The 13,767-nt window shown below is 59.5% G+C and carries 14 protein-coding genes, 1 pseudogene and 1 other annotated feature; of the genes and pseudogenes, 8 read left to right on the forward strand and 7 right to left on the reverse strand.

The genetic code is table 11. From position 1 onward, the window contains the following. Nucleotides 1-111 precede the first annotated feature (111 nt). Entirely contained in the window at nt 112-1,065 is a 954-nt protein-coding gene (locus ACXAIC_RS18255) for a 2-hydroxyacid dehydrogenase (RefSeq protein WP_475183452.1), read from the forward strand. A 54-nt stretch (nt 1,066-1,119) separates the two neighbouring features. Here the strand turns inward: ACXAIC_RS18255 and bla are convergent, their stop codons facing one another. Together bla and mnmC2 are read right to left on the reverse strand one after the other, a co-directional pair. Then, complete coding sequence (gene bla, locus ACXAIC_RS18260; RefSeq protein ID WP_475183508.1) at nt 1,120-2,019, reverse strand: class A beta-lactamase; 900 nt, start codon at nt 2,017-2,019, stop codon at nt 1,120-1,122. Next, entirely contained in the window at nt 2,019-2,789 is a 771-nt protein-coding gene (mnmC2, locus tag ACXAIC_RS18265) for a tRNA (5-methylaminomethyl-2-thiouridine)(34)-methyltransferase MnmC2 (protein ID WP_475183457.1), read from the reverse strand. Before mnmC2 ends, bla begins: the two co-directional genes overlap by 1 nt. Before the next feature lie 89 nt (nt 2,790-2,878). Between mnmC2 and ACXAIC_RS18270 the strand changes: the two genes are divergently transcribed. After that, nucleotides 2,879-4,075 carry an NAD(P)/FAD-dependent oxidoreductase gene (locus ACXAIC_RS18270; RefSeq protein WP_475183461.1) on the forward strand — a complete coding sequence of 399 codons (1,197 nt, stop codon included), beginning with the start codon at nt 2,879-2,881 and terminating at the stop codon, nt 4,073-4,075. Between the two features lie 144 nt (nt 4,076-4,219). Here ACXAIC_RS18270 and ACXAIC_RS18275 read toward each other — a convergent pair whose 3' ends face one another. After that, nucleotides 4,220-4,426, reverse strand: coding sequence for a hypothetical protein (locus ACXAIC_RS18275; protein ID WP_475183467.1), 207 nt, complete (start codon nt 4,424-4,426; stop codon nt 4,220-4,222). Nucleotides 4,427-4,649: 223 nt separating this feature from the next. Here ACXAIC_RS18275 and ACXAIC_RS18280 point away from each other — a divergent pair, with 223 nt between their 5' ends. Further along, nucleotides 4,650-5,123 (forward strand): YbaK/EbsC family protein, encoded by a 474-nt coding sequence (locus ACXAIC_RS18280; RefSeq protein WP_475183471.1) that lies wholly within the window; start codon nt 4,650-4,652, stop codon nt 5,121-5,123. 57 nt (nt 5,124-5,180) lie between these two features. Here the strand turns inward: ACXAIC_RS18280 and ACXAIC_RS18285 are convergent, their stop codons facing one another. The 4 genes from ACXAIC_RS18285 to cysQ form a co-directional block, all read right to left on the reverse strand. Then, nucleotides 5,181-6,194: a GDP-mannose 4,6-dehydratase gene (locus ACXAIC_RS18285; RefSeq protein WP_475183476.1), complete on the reverse strand. Its 1,014-nt coding sequence runs from the start codon at nt 6,192-6,194 to the stop codon at nt 5,181-5,183. A 196-nt stretch (nt 6,195-6,390) separates the two neighbouring features. Then, the gene (gene cysN, locus ACXAIC_RS18290; RefSeq protein ID WP_475183480.1) at nt 6,391-8,298 is read right to left on the reverse strand and encodes a sulfate adenylyltransferase subunit CysN; all 1,908 of its coding nucleotides are present in this window, start codon (nt 8,296-8,298) and stop codon (nt 6,391-6,393) included. 1 nt (nt 8,299) lies between these two features. Continuing rightward, on the reverse strand, nt 8,300-9,229 hold the full coding sequence (gene cysD / locus ACXAIC_RS18295; protein WP_475183483.1) for a sulfate adenylyltransferase subunit CysD: 930 nt from the start codon (nt 9,227-9,229) through the stop codon (nt 8,300-8,302). Nucleotides 9,230-9,298: 69 nt separating this feature from the next. Further along, nucleotides 9,299-10,156, reverse strand: coding sequence for a 3'(2'),5'-bisphosphate nucleotidase CysQ (gene cysQ / locus ACXAIC_RS18300; RefSeq protein ID WP_475183489.1), 858 nt, complete (start codon nt 10,154-10,156; stop codon nt 9,299-9,301). Nucleotides 10,157-10,865: 709 nt separating this feature from the next. On the opposite strand from cysQ, the gene ACXAIC_RS18305 reads away from it, so the two are divergent. From ACXAIC_RS18305 to ACXAIC_RS18325, 5 genes and pseudogenes are all read left to right on the forward strand, one after another. Next, on the forward strand, nt 10,866-11,255 hold the full coding sequence (locus tag ACXAIC_RS18305; protein WP_475183495.1) for a PilZ domain-containing protein: 390 nt from the start codon (nt 10,866-10,868) through the stop codon (nt 11,253-11,255). Between the two features lie 122 nt (nt 11,256-11,377). Then, entirely contained in the window at nt 11,378-11,920 is a 543-nt protein-coding gene (locus ACXAIC_RS18310; RefSeq protein WP_475183499.1) for a PilZ domain-containing protein, read from the forward strand. A 127-nt stretch (nt 11,921-12,047) separates the two neighbouring features. Then, nucleotides 12,048-12,263, forward strand: coding sequence for a DNA methyltransferase (locus ACXAIC_RS18315; protein ID WP_475183501.1), 216 nt, complete (start codon nt 12,048-12,050; stop codon nt 12,261-12,263). Between the two features lie 64 nt (nt 12,264-12,327). Then, a complete protein-coding gene (locus ACXAIC_RS18320; RefSeq protein ID WP_475183503.1) occupies nt 12,328-12,729 on the forward strand; it encodes a hypothetical protein in 402 nt (133 codons plus the stop codon). Nucleotides 12,730-12,741: 12 nt separating this feature from the next. Beyond that, nucleotides 12,742-13,767: pseudogene (locus ACXAIC_RS18325) on the forward strand (IS3 family transposase); the annotation flags it as partial. Then, nucleotides 13,026-13,142 (forward strand) — a sequence feature (AL1L pseudoknot). Its footprint overlaps the pseudogene before it by 117 nt.

The following is a 13,767-nucleotide window of genomic DNA, read 5'->3' on the forward strand; positions in this document are numbered from 1 at the left end:
CGCAGACACCACAAGCGGCAGGCCTGTACCACCTCAATTCGGGCTTTTCTTGCAGGGCTGAATCTGTAAGGTCTAGAGGCACCTACCTGTAATTGCCGTTCCGGATTGCCCATGCCCAAGACCGATATCCTGATTGCCAAGAAGATGCTGCCGCTTGTGGAAGACCAGCTAGACGCGGCCTTTTCCGTTCACCGGCTCTATGAGGCGGCCGACCCGGCTGCTTTCCTGAAGGAGATCGGGGCGCAGATCCGGGGTGTGGCCCTGACCGGAACGGCGGTGAATGAGGCCTTTCTGGCCCCCCTTCCAAATGCGGAAATCGTGGCAAGTTTCGGCGTCGGCTATGACCATGTCGACACAAAGGCCTGCCTTGATGCCAAGGTGATGGTCACCCACACGCCGGATGTCCTCAGCGAGGAAGTCGCTGATACCGCGCTTGGCCTTTTGCTGATGACCGTTCGCGAGCTCGGCCAGGCCGAGACCTGGCTGCGGGACGGCCATTGGACCGGCAAAGGCGCTTATCCCCTGACCCCGACCACCTTGCAGGGCCGCACGCTTGGCATTTTCGGCCTGGGCCGGATCGGCAAGGCCATTGCCAAACGGGCCGAAAGTTTCGGCCTGACCATCCACTATCACGGCCGTACGCAGCAGGACGGCATTGCCTATCCCTACCATGCCAGTTTGCGGGATATGGCGGCCGCCTGTGATACGCTGATGGTGGTCGCTCCCGGCAGCGCCCAGACCCACCACGCGGTGAATGCCGAGGTGCTGGACGCGCTCGGGCCAAACGGCATTGTCATCAATGTCGGCCGGGGCTCTGTGATTGACGAAACGGCCTTGATCACGGCGCTTGAAGACGGCACCATTCTGGGCGCCGGGCTGGATGTTTTCGAACACGAACCGGAGGTTCCAGAGGCCCTGCTGCACCTGCCCCGGGTGACCGTTCTGCCCCATGTAGGATCTGCATCCCAGGCAACGCGCAATGCCATGGGCCAGCTTGTGGTGGACAATCTGAAAAATTGGTTTACCAATGGCACCGCTATCACTCCAGTTCCGGAAATGACATGACGCCCCGCGGGGCACGGATTCCCATGCCCCGGATCACCGCAATTACGCTATGTATCAGGGCTGTGTCAGGCTCTCAGCCAGCGCAGCCCCGATCTCGGCAATCGCCTTGTTGCGGTCGTCAAAACTCGCCTGCGTCTGGGTGATATAGATCGCGATCACCACCGGAGCCCGCCCTTGCGGCCAGATGACGGCAATGTTGTTGCGCGATCCGTTCTGGCCCGCACCGGTCTTGTCGGCGATGCGCCAGTCCTTTGGCAGCCCGGCTCTCAAGGTTGCGTTACCAACTGTGTTGCCTTCCAGCCAGCCGGTGAGCTTTGCCCGCGCAGCCTCCGGCAGGGCACTCCCCAGAACAAGACTTTGCAGGCTGCGCGCAGCGGCGTCCGGTGTGGTCGTGTCCCGGTCATCTCCCGGAATGCCGCTGTTGGAATCCGGTTCCCAGCGGTCCACCCGCGTTGCCGAGTCGCCGATCGCGCGCAGATAGGCTGTCACCCCCTTGGGCCCACCGACCGCCTTCATGACCAGATTGGCCGCCCCGTTGTCGCTGACCGTTACCGTGATCCTGCACAAGTCCTCAAGCGTGACGGGAGCGCCGCCGACCCGTTTTTCTGTTACCGGCGAATAAGAAACAATATCGCTTTGCTGAATGGAAACCGCGTCTTCAAGATCCACGGCTCCGCTCTCCGACGCCTCCAGCAAGGCCGCACACAAAAAGGTCTTGAACGTGCTGTTTGTGGGAAAACGTTCCCCACCTCGATGGGACCAGGTGCCGCCGGAATGTGTCTCAATGACTGACACGCCAACCCGGGCGCCCAGACGCGCTTCAGCCTCCGCAACCACATGTGCAACAGGGGCCGGATCGAAGTCGGCTGCCCCTGCGGCCTCTCCACAAAGAGCTGGCAAAACAAGGACCGGCAAAAGCACGCCCAGGACTGTGCATGTGTGGTTTCCCGACATCATTTTAACTCCCGAAAACGAAAGGTCTTGTCTGCCATTTTCCAGCCCACGACCATTTCCCGTTTGCCTGCAAAGCCCGGTTTCTTTTCCACGGCAAATCCGGCTGCCTGAAGATTGCGGCGCACCCAGCCAGCCGCTGTATAGGTCGCAAGCGTCCCGTCTTCGGCGGTCAGAGCCGCGGTTTTGGCCAGAAGCGCGTCCCCCCAGAGTTCCGGGTTTCTGGCCGGGCTGAACCCGTCCAGATACCAGGCATCCACGGGCGGGATCACGACAGCGCCGGGGGGCACTCCTGAGGCCGTTGCTTCCCGCACCAGAACAAGATCCGATATCAGCTCCCGGGCATCGCCGACTCCGAGCAAAAGCTCCGCTCCGGCAATCTCCATCCGGCACCATCCCGGCTGCGGTGCCCAGCACTCCACAAGCTGGGCCGTCAGTGCGGCAAGCTCGGGAAATGCCCCCAGCGCGCGCGTCAACTGGTTCCGTGTGAACGGATAAAGCTCAAAGGAGACAAAGCAGACCCTGGTTTTCAGGCCTGCCACTGCCAACGCGTCCAGAGTCGTCAGAAAATTCAAGCCCGTTCCGAAGCCGAATTCGGCAATCGTGAAGGCACTGCGCCCCTCCAGCCGTTCTGGCAGCCGGTTTCCGGCCAAAAACACATGACGGGTTTCTTCCAGCCCACCGGCCTTTGAAAAATAGGTGTCGTCAAAGTCCGGCGCTCGCGGAACATCGCCCTGCAGCCATTCAAGCGTGGGTGCCGTTTCCCTGGTCATGTGCGGTCCACATCAATTCCTTTGCCAAGCGTGGTCACATCTCATAAGAGATCCGCGCGAGCCAATCAATCCTGAGGACTGCCCCTGCCATGGCGCCTGACGCTGCCGCCCCGTTTGATCTTGCCATTGCCGGTGCCGGAATTTTCGGCCTGTCCATCGCCCACCGGGCGCTCCAGCACGGCTTGCGGGTGATTGTTCTGGAGGCGGACAAGGTGGGCGCCGGGTCCAGCGGCGGTTTGCTGGGAGCTCTGATGCCGCACATGCCTGCCCGCTGGAACCCCAAAAAAGAATTCCAGTTCCAGGCCCTCGCATCCCTGGACGCTCACATCGCTGCCCTGGAAGCGGAGACCGGGCTTTCCTGCGGCTATAAGCGCTGCGGACGCCTCCTGCCGCTGACAACGCAGGACAAACTGGAGCACCATCTGGAGCGCGCGGAGGAAAGCAAGCTGCGCTGGCGGCCGCAAGACACCGGCTTTTCCTATCAGGTGGAGCCGGCTGGAAGCCGCTCGGACTGGCTGAGTGCGCAAGCCGCCCCCCATGGCATCGTCTATGAAACCCTGGCCGCGCGGGTGTCCCCGCGCGCCTATCTTGCCGCCCTTGCCGCCTTTGTGTCCGCCCGGGGCGTGTTGAGGGAGGGCACAAAGGTCACCGGGTTCGATGAGGATGGCGGCCTTGTGCTGCTGGACGGGCACCCGCCCATCGCTGCCCGGCATCTGGTCTTAAGCGGCGGCTTTCACACCTTCGCCCTGATTGAACAGCTGACCGGCGAGCAGATCGGGCGCGGCGAGAAAGGCCAGGCCCTTCTTCTCGATGGCTCTGGCCTGGAGGACCGGCCTGCAATCTATTGCGACGGGCTCTATGTGGTGCCCCACGACGATGGCACGGTCGCGGTTGGCAGTACGTCGGACCGGACCTTTGAAGATACCCGACCGTCTGCGGAGCGCACCGCTGAGCTGATTGCCAGAGCCAGCGCCTTCTGTCCTGACCTGACCGGGCGGGCCGTTCTGGACGAATGGGCAGGCATTCGCCCGCGCTGCAACAAGCGGGACCCGCTGGTTGGGACCCTGCCAGGCTTTGAGCGCCTATATGTGGCAACCGGGGGCTTCAAGATTTCCTTCGGGATTGCCCATCTTATTGCCGAGTGTTTTGTCTTTGAACTCACCGGCACACAGGCATCTTTTGCGCTGCCGGAGACTTTCCGGCCAGGCCATCACTTTGGCGCCAGCCGGCTGGCGCCGGATGCGGCCTCTGGCACAAACGGCACCGGCACACACGGCTCCGGCTGAGACCAAATTCAAGTGATGGAGACCTATCTGATGAGGTCGGAATGATGGGTGTGGCGCAGCGCATGCCGACGTCGAAAGACACGGACGTTGGGGTCCGGCTTCAAACGGAACAGTCTTTGCAGGCTGGGCTCTGGCGCAGCGTGATCAAAAAAGGGAGAACAACGAATAGAGGCCATAAAGGCTTAAGGAGACAGACCCCCAGACCAGAACGTTCTTGGCCAGCAGAAGCCCAAAGGTGGCCTCCCCGCCCGCACGCGGCTGCAAGACAACCCGTTCGGTTCCGTTCAAACGCGGATCGCGAACTTCTTCAGCGGTTGTCATGGCTCTGGCCATCTGGGCATTCCTTGGCATGTGGCGCTCTTCTAAACGCGAAAACGTATTGCTCTGCTACGTTCTTCATAAGCAATAAGGCCTTCTCATTTAACGCACGTTTAAAAACAGTATGAATGCTTCCTTAAATTGCAACAGGTGGTTTTTAATCATATGCACAAATCGTTTTCACACCTGTTGATATGTTTACCCTTCCACATCCCCCAAAACGTGTATTCCCCACATCAGGAGTGAGACAGACCCCATGAGCCTTGAAAGTGTCCGTTCCCATCTGGCCACGGCCGCCCCGGATCTTGAGATCATCGTGACTGACGAAAGCAGCGCAACGGTTGATCTTGCTGCCAAAGCCCATCGTGTGGCCCCGGGGCAAATTGCCAAAACCCTGTCTTTTCAGCTCAAGGACAGGATCTTTCTGCTCGTGGCCCGTGGCGATGCCCGCCTGGACAACAAGAAGGCCAAGGCCGCCTTTGGCGGCAAGATCAAGATGCTGTCTCTGGAAGAGGTGGAAACCCTGACCGGGCATCCGGTCGGCGGGGTCTGCCCGTTTGGGCTCGCCCAGGCGCTGCCGGTCTATTGTGATATCTCGCTGAAGGATTTTGACATCGTCATCCCCGCCGCCGGAGCCACAAACGCCGCCGTGAAGATCCCGCCGCAACGCATGGCCGACATTACCGGCGCTGAGTGGGTTGATGTCTGCCAGCCGCCTGCCGGAAGCTGATCGGTTCAGGAAACGGCTGGCGGGCATCACTTTGGGCGCGCTGGGACCACGCAGGTCTCAGACCCGATAATAGTCCCGGTACCAGGCCACAAATTTTGCCACGCCTTCTTGAACGGACGTCTTGGGGGAGTAACCGGTCAGCCGATGCAGAAGATCCGCATTCGCCCAGGTGGCCACAACATCACCAGGCTGCATCGGCATCAGATTGCGCTCCGCTTTCCGCCCGGTTGCAGCTTCAATGGCGTCGATAAAGTCGGTCAACCGGACGCTTTTGGAGTTGCCGATATTGACGATCCGCCAGGGCGCCACCGGGGACAGGCTGTCGCCCTCGGGCACTTCTTCCCCCTCCTGCGGGCGCACAGGCACGGCGTCCATGAGCAGGCGGATGCCCTCAACCAGATCTTCCACATAGGTGAAGTCGCGCCGCATGTCGCCATAATTATAGACGTCGATGGGGTGGCCCTCGAGAATGGCCTTTGCGAATTTGTGGTGGGCCATGTCCGGCCGGGCCCAGGGGCCATAGACGGTGAAAAACCGGAACATGGTGACCGGCAGGCTGTAGAGATGCGCATAGGAATGCGCCATGGCCTCGGTCGCCTTCTTGGTGGCCGCATAAAACGACACCTGATGGTCGGCCTTGTCGGTCTCCGTATAGGGCATGTGGGTGTTGGCCCCATAGGCGGAGGAAGTGGAGGCCAGCAGCATATGCTCCGGCGGATGGGCCCGGGCCGCTTCCAGAAGCTCGAACGTGCCGCAAATATTGCTGTCCAGATAGGAGCGCGGATTTTCAATTGAGTAGCGCACCCCCGCCTGGGCAGCCAGATGGATTACAAAATCCGGAGCCTCTGTGCGGAACAGGGACATGAGCAGATCCGGTGTTTCGATCCGATCGTTCACCGCCTTGAAATGCTCGTTCTGCAGAAGCATCTGCTGGCGGCGCTCTTTCAGCCGGACGTCATAATAGTCGGTCATGGCATCGAGACCAATGACCCTGAAACCGTCCTCAAGAAGACGCGTGCACAGAAAATATCCGATAAAGCCTGCGGAGCCGGTTACCAGTACAGTTTTCATCTGCGCCCGTCATCCTGTCACTGAATTGAATGCGTCGAAGGCGTCTTTAAAGGGCTTCGGAGCCCCGGGCAACGGCAAATCCCGGCGACCGGCAATTCTCTTGGATTATGTGACATCGCCTCCGCGAACGCCAGAACGGAACCGGGGAGAGAACGGCCGTTCCCTCCCCGTCCGCAATCGGCCTTGAAACGGCGTGTCAGCTTTTCAGGAAGCCGCGCTCACGCAGATAGGCGATCACCTCTTCGGCGATTTCGTCCGGGTCCCGGTCCACATTGCGCAGATGGATTTCCGGGCTTTCCGGTGCTTCATAGGGGCTGTCGATGCCGGTAAAATTCTTGATCTCGCCCCGGTCGGCCTTGGCATAGAGGCCTTTCGGGTCCCGCTGGCGGCAGATCTCGATGGGGGTATCGACAAACACCTCGATGAATTCCCCCTCTCCCATCAGATCCCGGGCCAGACGGCGCTCGGAGCGGAACGGCGAGATGAAGGACACGAGAGTGATCAGCCCGGCATCGGTAAAGAGCCGCGCCACCTCGCCGACACGGCGGATATTTTCCACCCGGTCCGCATCGGTAAAGCCAAGATCCTTGTTGAGGCCGTGGCGGACATTGTCGCCGTCCAGCGTGTAGGTATGGCGGCCATCGATATGGAGTTTCTTTTCCACGATTGAGGCGATGGTGGACTTGCCCGAGCCTGAAAGCCCGGTAAACCACAGCACCGCCGGTTTCTGGCCAAGCTTTTCCGAGCGGGCAGTCTTGTCGATATCAAGGTCCTGCCAATGAATGTTGCTGGCCCGGCGCAGCGCGAACCAGATCATCCCGGCGCCAACGGTGGCATTCGACATGCGGTCGATCAGGATGAAGGAGCCCGTGGACCGGTTTTCCTCATAAGGGTCAAAAGGCACGGCAGCGGACAGGGCGAAATTGCAGAAGGCAATCTCGTTCAGTTCAAGGGTCTTGCCCGCCACATGTTCAAAGGTGTTCACATTGATCTTGTGTTTGATCTCCGAGACGGTCGCCGTCACCGTGCGCGTCCCGATCTTCAACAGATAGGGGCGGCCCGGCAGGAGCGGCTCGTCATTCATCCAGATCACATGGGCGGCGAACTGGTCCGCCACTTCCGGCCGGTGGGCCGTGGAGGACAGAAGATCCCCCCGGGAAATGTCGATTTCATCTTCAAGGGTGATCGTCACCGCCTCGCCCGCGCGCGCTTCGGAAACCTCGCCACTGGCGCCGACAATCGCTTTCACCTTGGAGAGTTTCGCCGGACCGGCCACCACCAGCTCGTCCCCCAGAGACACCCGGCCGCTGGCAATGGTGCCGGAATAGCCGCGGAAGTCGAGATTGGGCCGGTTTACCCATTGCACGGGAAAGCGGAACGGGGCTTCCAGCGCCTGTTCGCCCACCTCAACCGTTTCCAGATGGTCCAGCAGGGTCGGGCCTTTGTACCAGTCCATGTGTTCACCCCTGGCCGACACGTTGTCGCCAAAACGGGCGGACATGGGGATGGCCATAAGGGTCTCAAAATCAAAGCCATTGGCAAAGACTTCGAATTCCTTGCGGATTTCATTGAAGCGGGACTCGGAATAGCCGACAAGATCGATCTTGTTGACCGCCAGCACAACATGGCGGATGCCGAGCAGCGAGGCGATAAAAGCGTGGCGCCGGGTCTGTACCATCAGCCCGTTGCGGGCATCCACCAGAAGCACGGCAAGGTCCGCTGTCGACGCACCGGTCGCCATGTTCCGGGTGTATTGCTCGTGCCCCGGCGTGTCGGCGACAATGAACTTCCGCTTGTCGGTGGCAAAGAACCGGTAGGCCACATCAATGGTGATGCCCTGCTCGCGCTCTGCCTCCAGCCCGTCCACCAGCAGCGCCAGATCAATATCTTCGCCAACCGTGCCGTGTTTGCGCGAATCCCGCTCCAGAGCGGCCAGCTGGTCCTCAAAAATCAGCTTGGTGTCGTAGAGCAGGCGGCCGATCAGGGTCGACTTGCCGTCATCCACCGAACCGCAGGTGAGAAAGCGCAGCTGGTCCTTGGTCTCCTGGGCGAGGATATAATCGGTGACTGCCGTTTCAGCAGCGTCCTGAACCTTGGTCGTCATCTTAGAAATATCCTTCCCGCTTTTTCTTTTCCATGGACGCGCTCTCATCCTTGTCGATCAGGCGGCCCTGACGCTCGGAGGTGCGGGCAATCAGCATCTCGCGGACAATGGCCGGCAGCGTGTCGGCATCCGATTCAATGGCGCCGGTCAGCGGATAACAGCCGAGGGTGCGGAACCGGACCATCTTTTCCTGAAGGACTTCGCCGGGCAGCAGTTTCATGCGGTCATCATCGGCCATGATCAGCATGCCGTCCCGCTCCACCACCGGGCGCTTGGCGGCCAGGTAAAGCGGTACCATCGGGATGTTCTCGGTCAGGATATATTGCCAGATGTCCAGTTCGGTCCAGTTGGACAGCGGAAACGCACGGATGCTCTCTCCCTTGGCCACCCGGGCATTGTAAAGGTTCCACAATTCAGGCCGCTGATTTTTCGGGTCCCAGCCGTGATTGGCATTTCGGAAGGAGAACACCCGCTCCTTGGCCCGCGATTTTTCCTCATCGCGCCGCGCCCCGCCAAAAGCCGCGTCAAAGCCGTATTTGTCGAGCGCCTGTTTCAAGGCTTCCGTCTTCATGATGTGGGTGTGAACGGAGGAGCCGTGATCAAATGGATTGATGTTCTTTTCCAGCCCTTCCGGGTTGGTATGGACCAGCAGATCAAGCCCGAGACGCTTGGCCGTTTCATCCCGGAAACGGATCATGTCCTGGAATTTCCAGGTCGTGTCCACATGAAGCAGCGGAAAGGGCGGCTTGGACGGGTAAAACGCCTTCATGGCCAGATGCAGCATGACGCCACTATCCTTGCCGATGGAATAAAGCATCACCGGGTTGGAGAACTCGGCCGCCACTTCCCGGATGATGTGTATGCTTTCCGCTTCCAGCCGCTTCAGATTGCTGAGGCGCTCAGGCGTGATCCCATTCGATTGCATGTTCATGGTCTTGTTTTCCGTTTCGGCCGGCGCACCGGCTTTCTCTGGACTGTTTCTTTGCTTCTGGCTGCCCGCTCAAACGGCGGCGGCCGGTTGGGGCAGCAGCGCCCGCGAACTCACTGCGATGAAATGCGGATTGCGCAGATCGTCCTTCACCGCATTTTCCGGCACCCGGTAGACAAAATCCGCGCCGGTTTCTGCAAAAACAACCGCCCCGCCGGCCGCTCTCACCACCGCATCTCCAGCGGCAATATCCCATTGCATGGTCGGGGCAAGGCGCGGATAGAGATCCGCCTGCCCGGCCGCCACCCAGCACAGTTTCAAAGACGAGCCGACGGACAGGCGCTCCGCCACATTCAGCCTGCTGATCAATGCGGTTGTCTCTTGCGACAGGTGCGAGCGGCTGGCCAGGACGCTGAGCCCTTCAGCAGGCGGCTGACGCACGCAAATGGCCTCCGCTCCGGTGATACCGCCAGCCTCGATCCGGGCCCGGAAGGCCTTCCGGCCCTTGCTGTCCACCGCCCCATCAGAAGATCCGGATCCGGCCCCCCCCCAGAAAATATCGCCAAGGGCAGGTGCAGACACCACGCCGAAGACCGGGCTTCCGTCTTCCACAAGCGCGATATTGACGGTGAATTCGCCATTCTTTTTCAAAAATTCCTTGGTGCCATCCAGCGGGTCCACCAGAAAATAGCGCCTGCCAACGGCTGGCAGATTGCCCGCCTCCACCGCTTCTTCCGCAACGACGGGGATGTCCGGGAAAGCATCGGCCAAGCCTGCCAGAATGATCTTTTCTGCCGCGGCATCGGCCTTGGTGACCGGAGAGCCGTCCTGCTTGTTTTCCACCTCGAACGGCTCGGCATAGATCTTGAGGATTTCTTCACCGGCGCGCAGTGCAAGCTCAATCAGGACGGAAATCTGGTTGTCGGTCATAAATACCTCTGGCTGCTGGCCCGCCCCCCGGCGGATCAAGCTTTTGTTGCGGTGGCGCCCGGCAGAAGCGCCCGGCGGTCTTGAGGCACCGTAGTAGCGGGAACCCGTGCCTCAATTCAAGAAATGGCGTTCCACGAATGCACCGGAAAAGGAAATGCATCCGGTGCCTTGCACCGTCAGAAAGGTGATTGTTCCGGTTTCTCCGTCCTTTGGCCCCGGCAAGACCTGAAAGGCCGCAAAGGAGCTGGCGGTGGGCCCTTTTTCGAAGCTGCCAGGCGCTCTTCCCACTTCGGCAAGAGTAAGAGACGCCGGCTGGGACCGCAACCAGCTCGATACCGACCGGATCCAAACCACTCCAGTCCGGAGGCAGCCCTTTGAAATTTAGTTAAATTGTAAGCTTTTACCTTAAATTACATATCTCCTGAAAACAGTCCTCAAAACACTGCGCTGAAATATTAGAAATGACATATTAACCCGGCATAGGAATTTCGGGCCTTTCTGTCATTTAGACAGCATTGACTGCTTTGGATTCATTTCTTGGCAAGGCGTAGCGCCTAGCCTTGATCCTGCAGAAAGGCTGACCGCTTCATCGAAACGATGCGAGAACACCATGACCAACGTCACTCCCGCCCCGCAAGACACCGCGGCAGACACAGAAGAACAGTTTCTCCCTCGTGAGCGCCGGGCGCGCGTTTACAAGAAGGGGAAAATGGTTTTTCAAAATGGCCTGAGGTCCATTCCCTGCGTTGTGCGCAATCTGTCCGATGGCGGCGCGATGCTGGAATTCGAGCAGCCTTACATTCTGCCCAAGGAATTCGAACTCTTTATCGATCTGGAAGACTATGAAGTGGCTTGTGAGCGCCGCTGGGAAGATGGCCTGCGCTGCGGTGTCATGTTTACCGGAGAAAAGCGCCAGGTGACCCAGCAGCGCTTTCAAACCCTGAAACCCTCTGAAACCGCTCTTCAGGATGACGCAAATTTTCTGCGCGACCAGCAGGAAGACCCGGCCGCCTCCGCAGAAGCCCCCGGTGCGGCAGACAGCGGCCGCCCCCAGCCGGCCCCGACAGGCGGCAAAACGGGCTTTGGCAAAAGACGCTGAGCATAAACTCCCCGCGGAACTCTGGCGGATCTGGTCATAATTTCACATAATGACAAGGTGTCCTTGTTTAAAAGAAGAGCCGTTCGGACTGCCTTTGCATCCGAACGCTCAGAAGATGTGAAATGACAATGCCCGACGACCAGAACACCGAGAACAAACAGTCTGACACGCCTGCATCCGCCGCAGCCTCACGGTCTTCAGAGGCAGATGGCCTGCAAGAGCGCCCCCGGCGCATGCGCTCCTTGAAAAAGGGCAAGATCCTTTTTCAAAAGGGGCTGCGGTCCATTCCCTGTATCGTGCGCAACCTGTCGGAAAACGGCGCGAAACTGGAATTCGAACAGGCCTTCCTGCTGCCCCAGCAATTCACGCTGCAGATCGATCTGGAAGATTTTGAAGCCACCTGCGAACGGCGCTGGGAAGACGGCCTGACCTGCGGGGTTGAGTTCATCGGCCAGAAACGGGCGGTGAGCAAACAGCGCTCCCAGGTTCTCAAATCCTCCGAGCAGGCGCTGCGGGAAGACATCGATGCGCTCCAAGATTCGCCGGACAATTTCTTCTCCCGCAAGCGGCTGATGGACCAGAAGGCGAGCCAGACCCCGGACCAGCCCGTGCGGCGCAGCCGCCCGGTCGGCAGCGGCAAACCGGGTTTCGGCAAACGGCGCTGAGTCAAGTCAGACTAGGGGTGACAGCGCGGCCAGAGGCCCAATGTGCGCGGCGTTCTTATGAGGCTCCAAAGGTCCTTGGCATGACAAGGATGGGCTTACATATCCGGGCGTTATCTGCTGCGGCGTGATGGCGGGCGGTCCCAAACTGCACACAACAGCCAAACCGCTACCACTTATGGACGCTCTTGTTCAGGTCTGCCCCGCCGGGACGGTCTTGGCCCCATTTGCCGGATCGGGAACCACCGGTGTTGCTGCGCTGAGAGCTGGCCGCCGCTTCGTCGGTTGCGAGCGCGAGACCGCCTATTATGAGATCGCCAGCGACAGGCTTTCAAAGGCTGCTTAAACCCGCTTTAATGGCTCCCTCAACTGAGGGAGCCAACACTAAAAAGAAGCAGGATCCAGCCAAGATGAACAAGGACGAACTGGAACTAGAAAACGTCAAGATTGTCAACGAACACGGCCACATCGCGCTGAAGTCAATCTTCCTTCTGAACGGTGGTGCCTCCATTGCGATACTCACATTTCTGGGGTCCATTGCGATAAGTTCGTCGACTGGCAAAATCCAGCCAAGTGCGGTTGCTGGAATCCTAATGTGGTTCAGCTCAGGAGCCGGATTGTGCGTTCTCGCTCAATCACTGAGTTATATGACCTTGTTCTTCTGGTATTTTTGGAAATGCGAAAAACTTTCTAAACTCACGCGCTACCTTACTATAGGCGTGGCCTTGGGGGCGCTGGTCTGCTTCTTTGTCGGTATTTTGGAAGCTAAACACGTGAACCGCCCCGGGTTCGCCGGAGACCCCAACTCGTGAGAAGTAGGGTCTATGACAAGCAAGACAACGAACAAATTTTCCCCTGAAGTCCGTGCCCGCGCCGTTCGGATGGTGACGGATCATGAAGCCGAGCATCCGTCGCGATGGGCTGCCGTTTCCTCAATCGCAGCCAAGATCGGCTGCTCGGCACATACGCTCAATGAATGGGTGAAGAAGGCGGAAGTCGACAGTGGCACAAGAGCCGGTCTGCCGAGCGAAGTGGCCGAGAAGATGAAGGCCCTGGAGCGGGAGAACCGTGAACTTCGCCAAGCCAACGAGATCTTGCGCAAGGCGTCTGCTTATTTTGCCCAGGCGGAGCTCGACCGCCCATTGAAGCGATGATTTCCTTCATCGAAGAACACCGTCCGGTGTTTGGGGTCGAGCCGATTTGCAGGGTTCTGCCGATTGCCCCGTCGACTTATTATGAGAATATCGCCAAGCGTGAGGATGTGGATCGCCTATCGTCCCGCGCTCGCCGCGATATCGCTCTGAAGATCGAGATCCGCCGTGTCTTCGAGGAGAACTTCCGGGTCTATGGCGTGCGCAAGGTCTGGCGACAATTGCAGCGGGAGGGCTTCGATATCGCCCGCTGCACTGTGGCCCGACTTATGAAGGCCATGGGGCTTCAGGGGATCATTCGCGGCAAACCTGCCAAAACGACGGTTCCGGAAAAGTCAGCCCCCAGCCCACTCGACCGTGTGAACCGCCAGTTCAAGGCTCCGGCGCCGAACAGGCTCTGGGTTTCGGATTTCACGTACGTGGCCACTTGGCAGGGCTTCGTCTATGTCGCCTTCGTCATCGACGCATTTGCCCGCCGCATTGTCGGCTGGCGTGTCAGCCGGAAAGCGCAAGCGACCTTCGTTTTCGATGCCCTGGAGCAAGCACTTCATGATCGACGTCCCGCCCATGGCGGCGGCCTCGTGCACCACTCGGACAGGGGCGTCCAAGGCGGATTCAACCGGTCGTCGCAACACCCCGTTGATGGAGGTGTAAATGACAAAAGCAGGCAGACGAAAGTCCGAACGTTCGACCCGGGAC

The organism is Roseibium sp. AWQ4_254, from assembly GCF_056161025.1.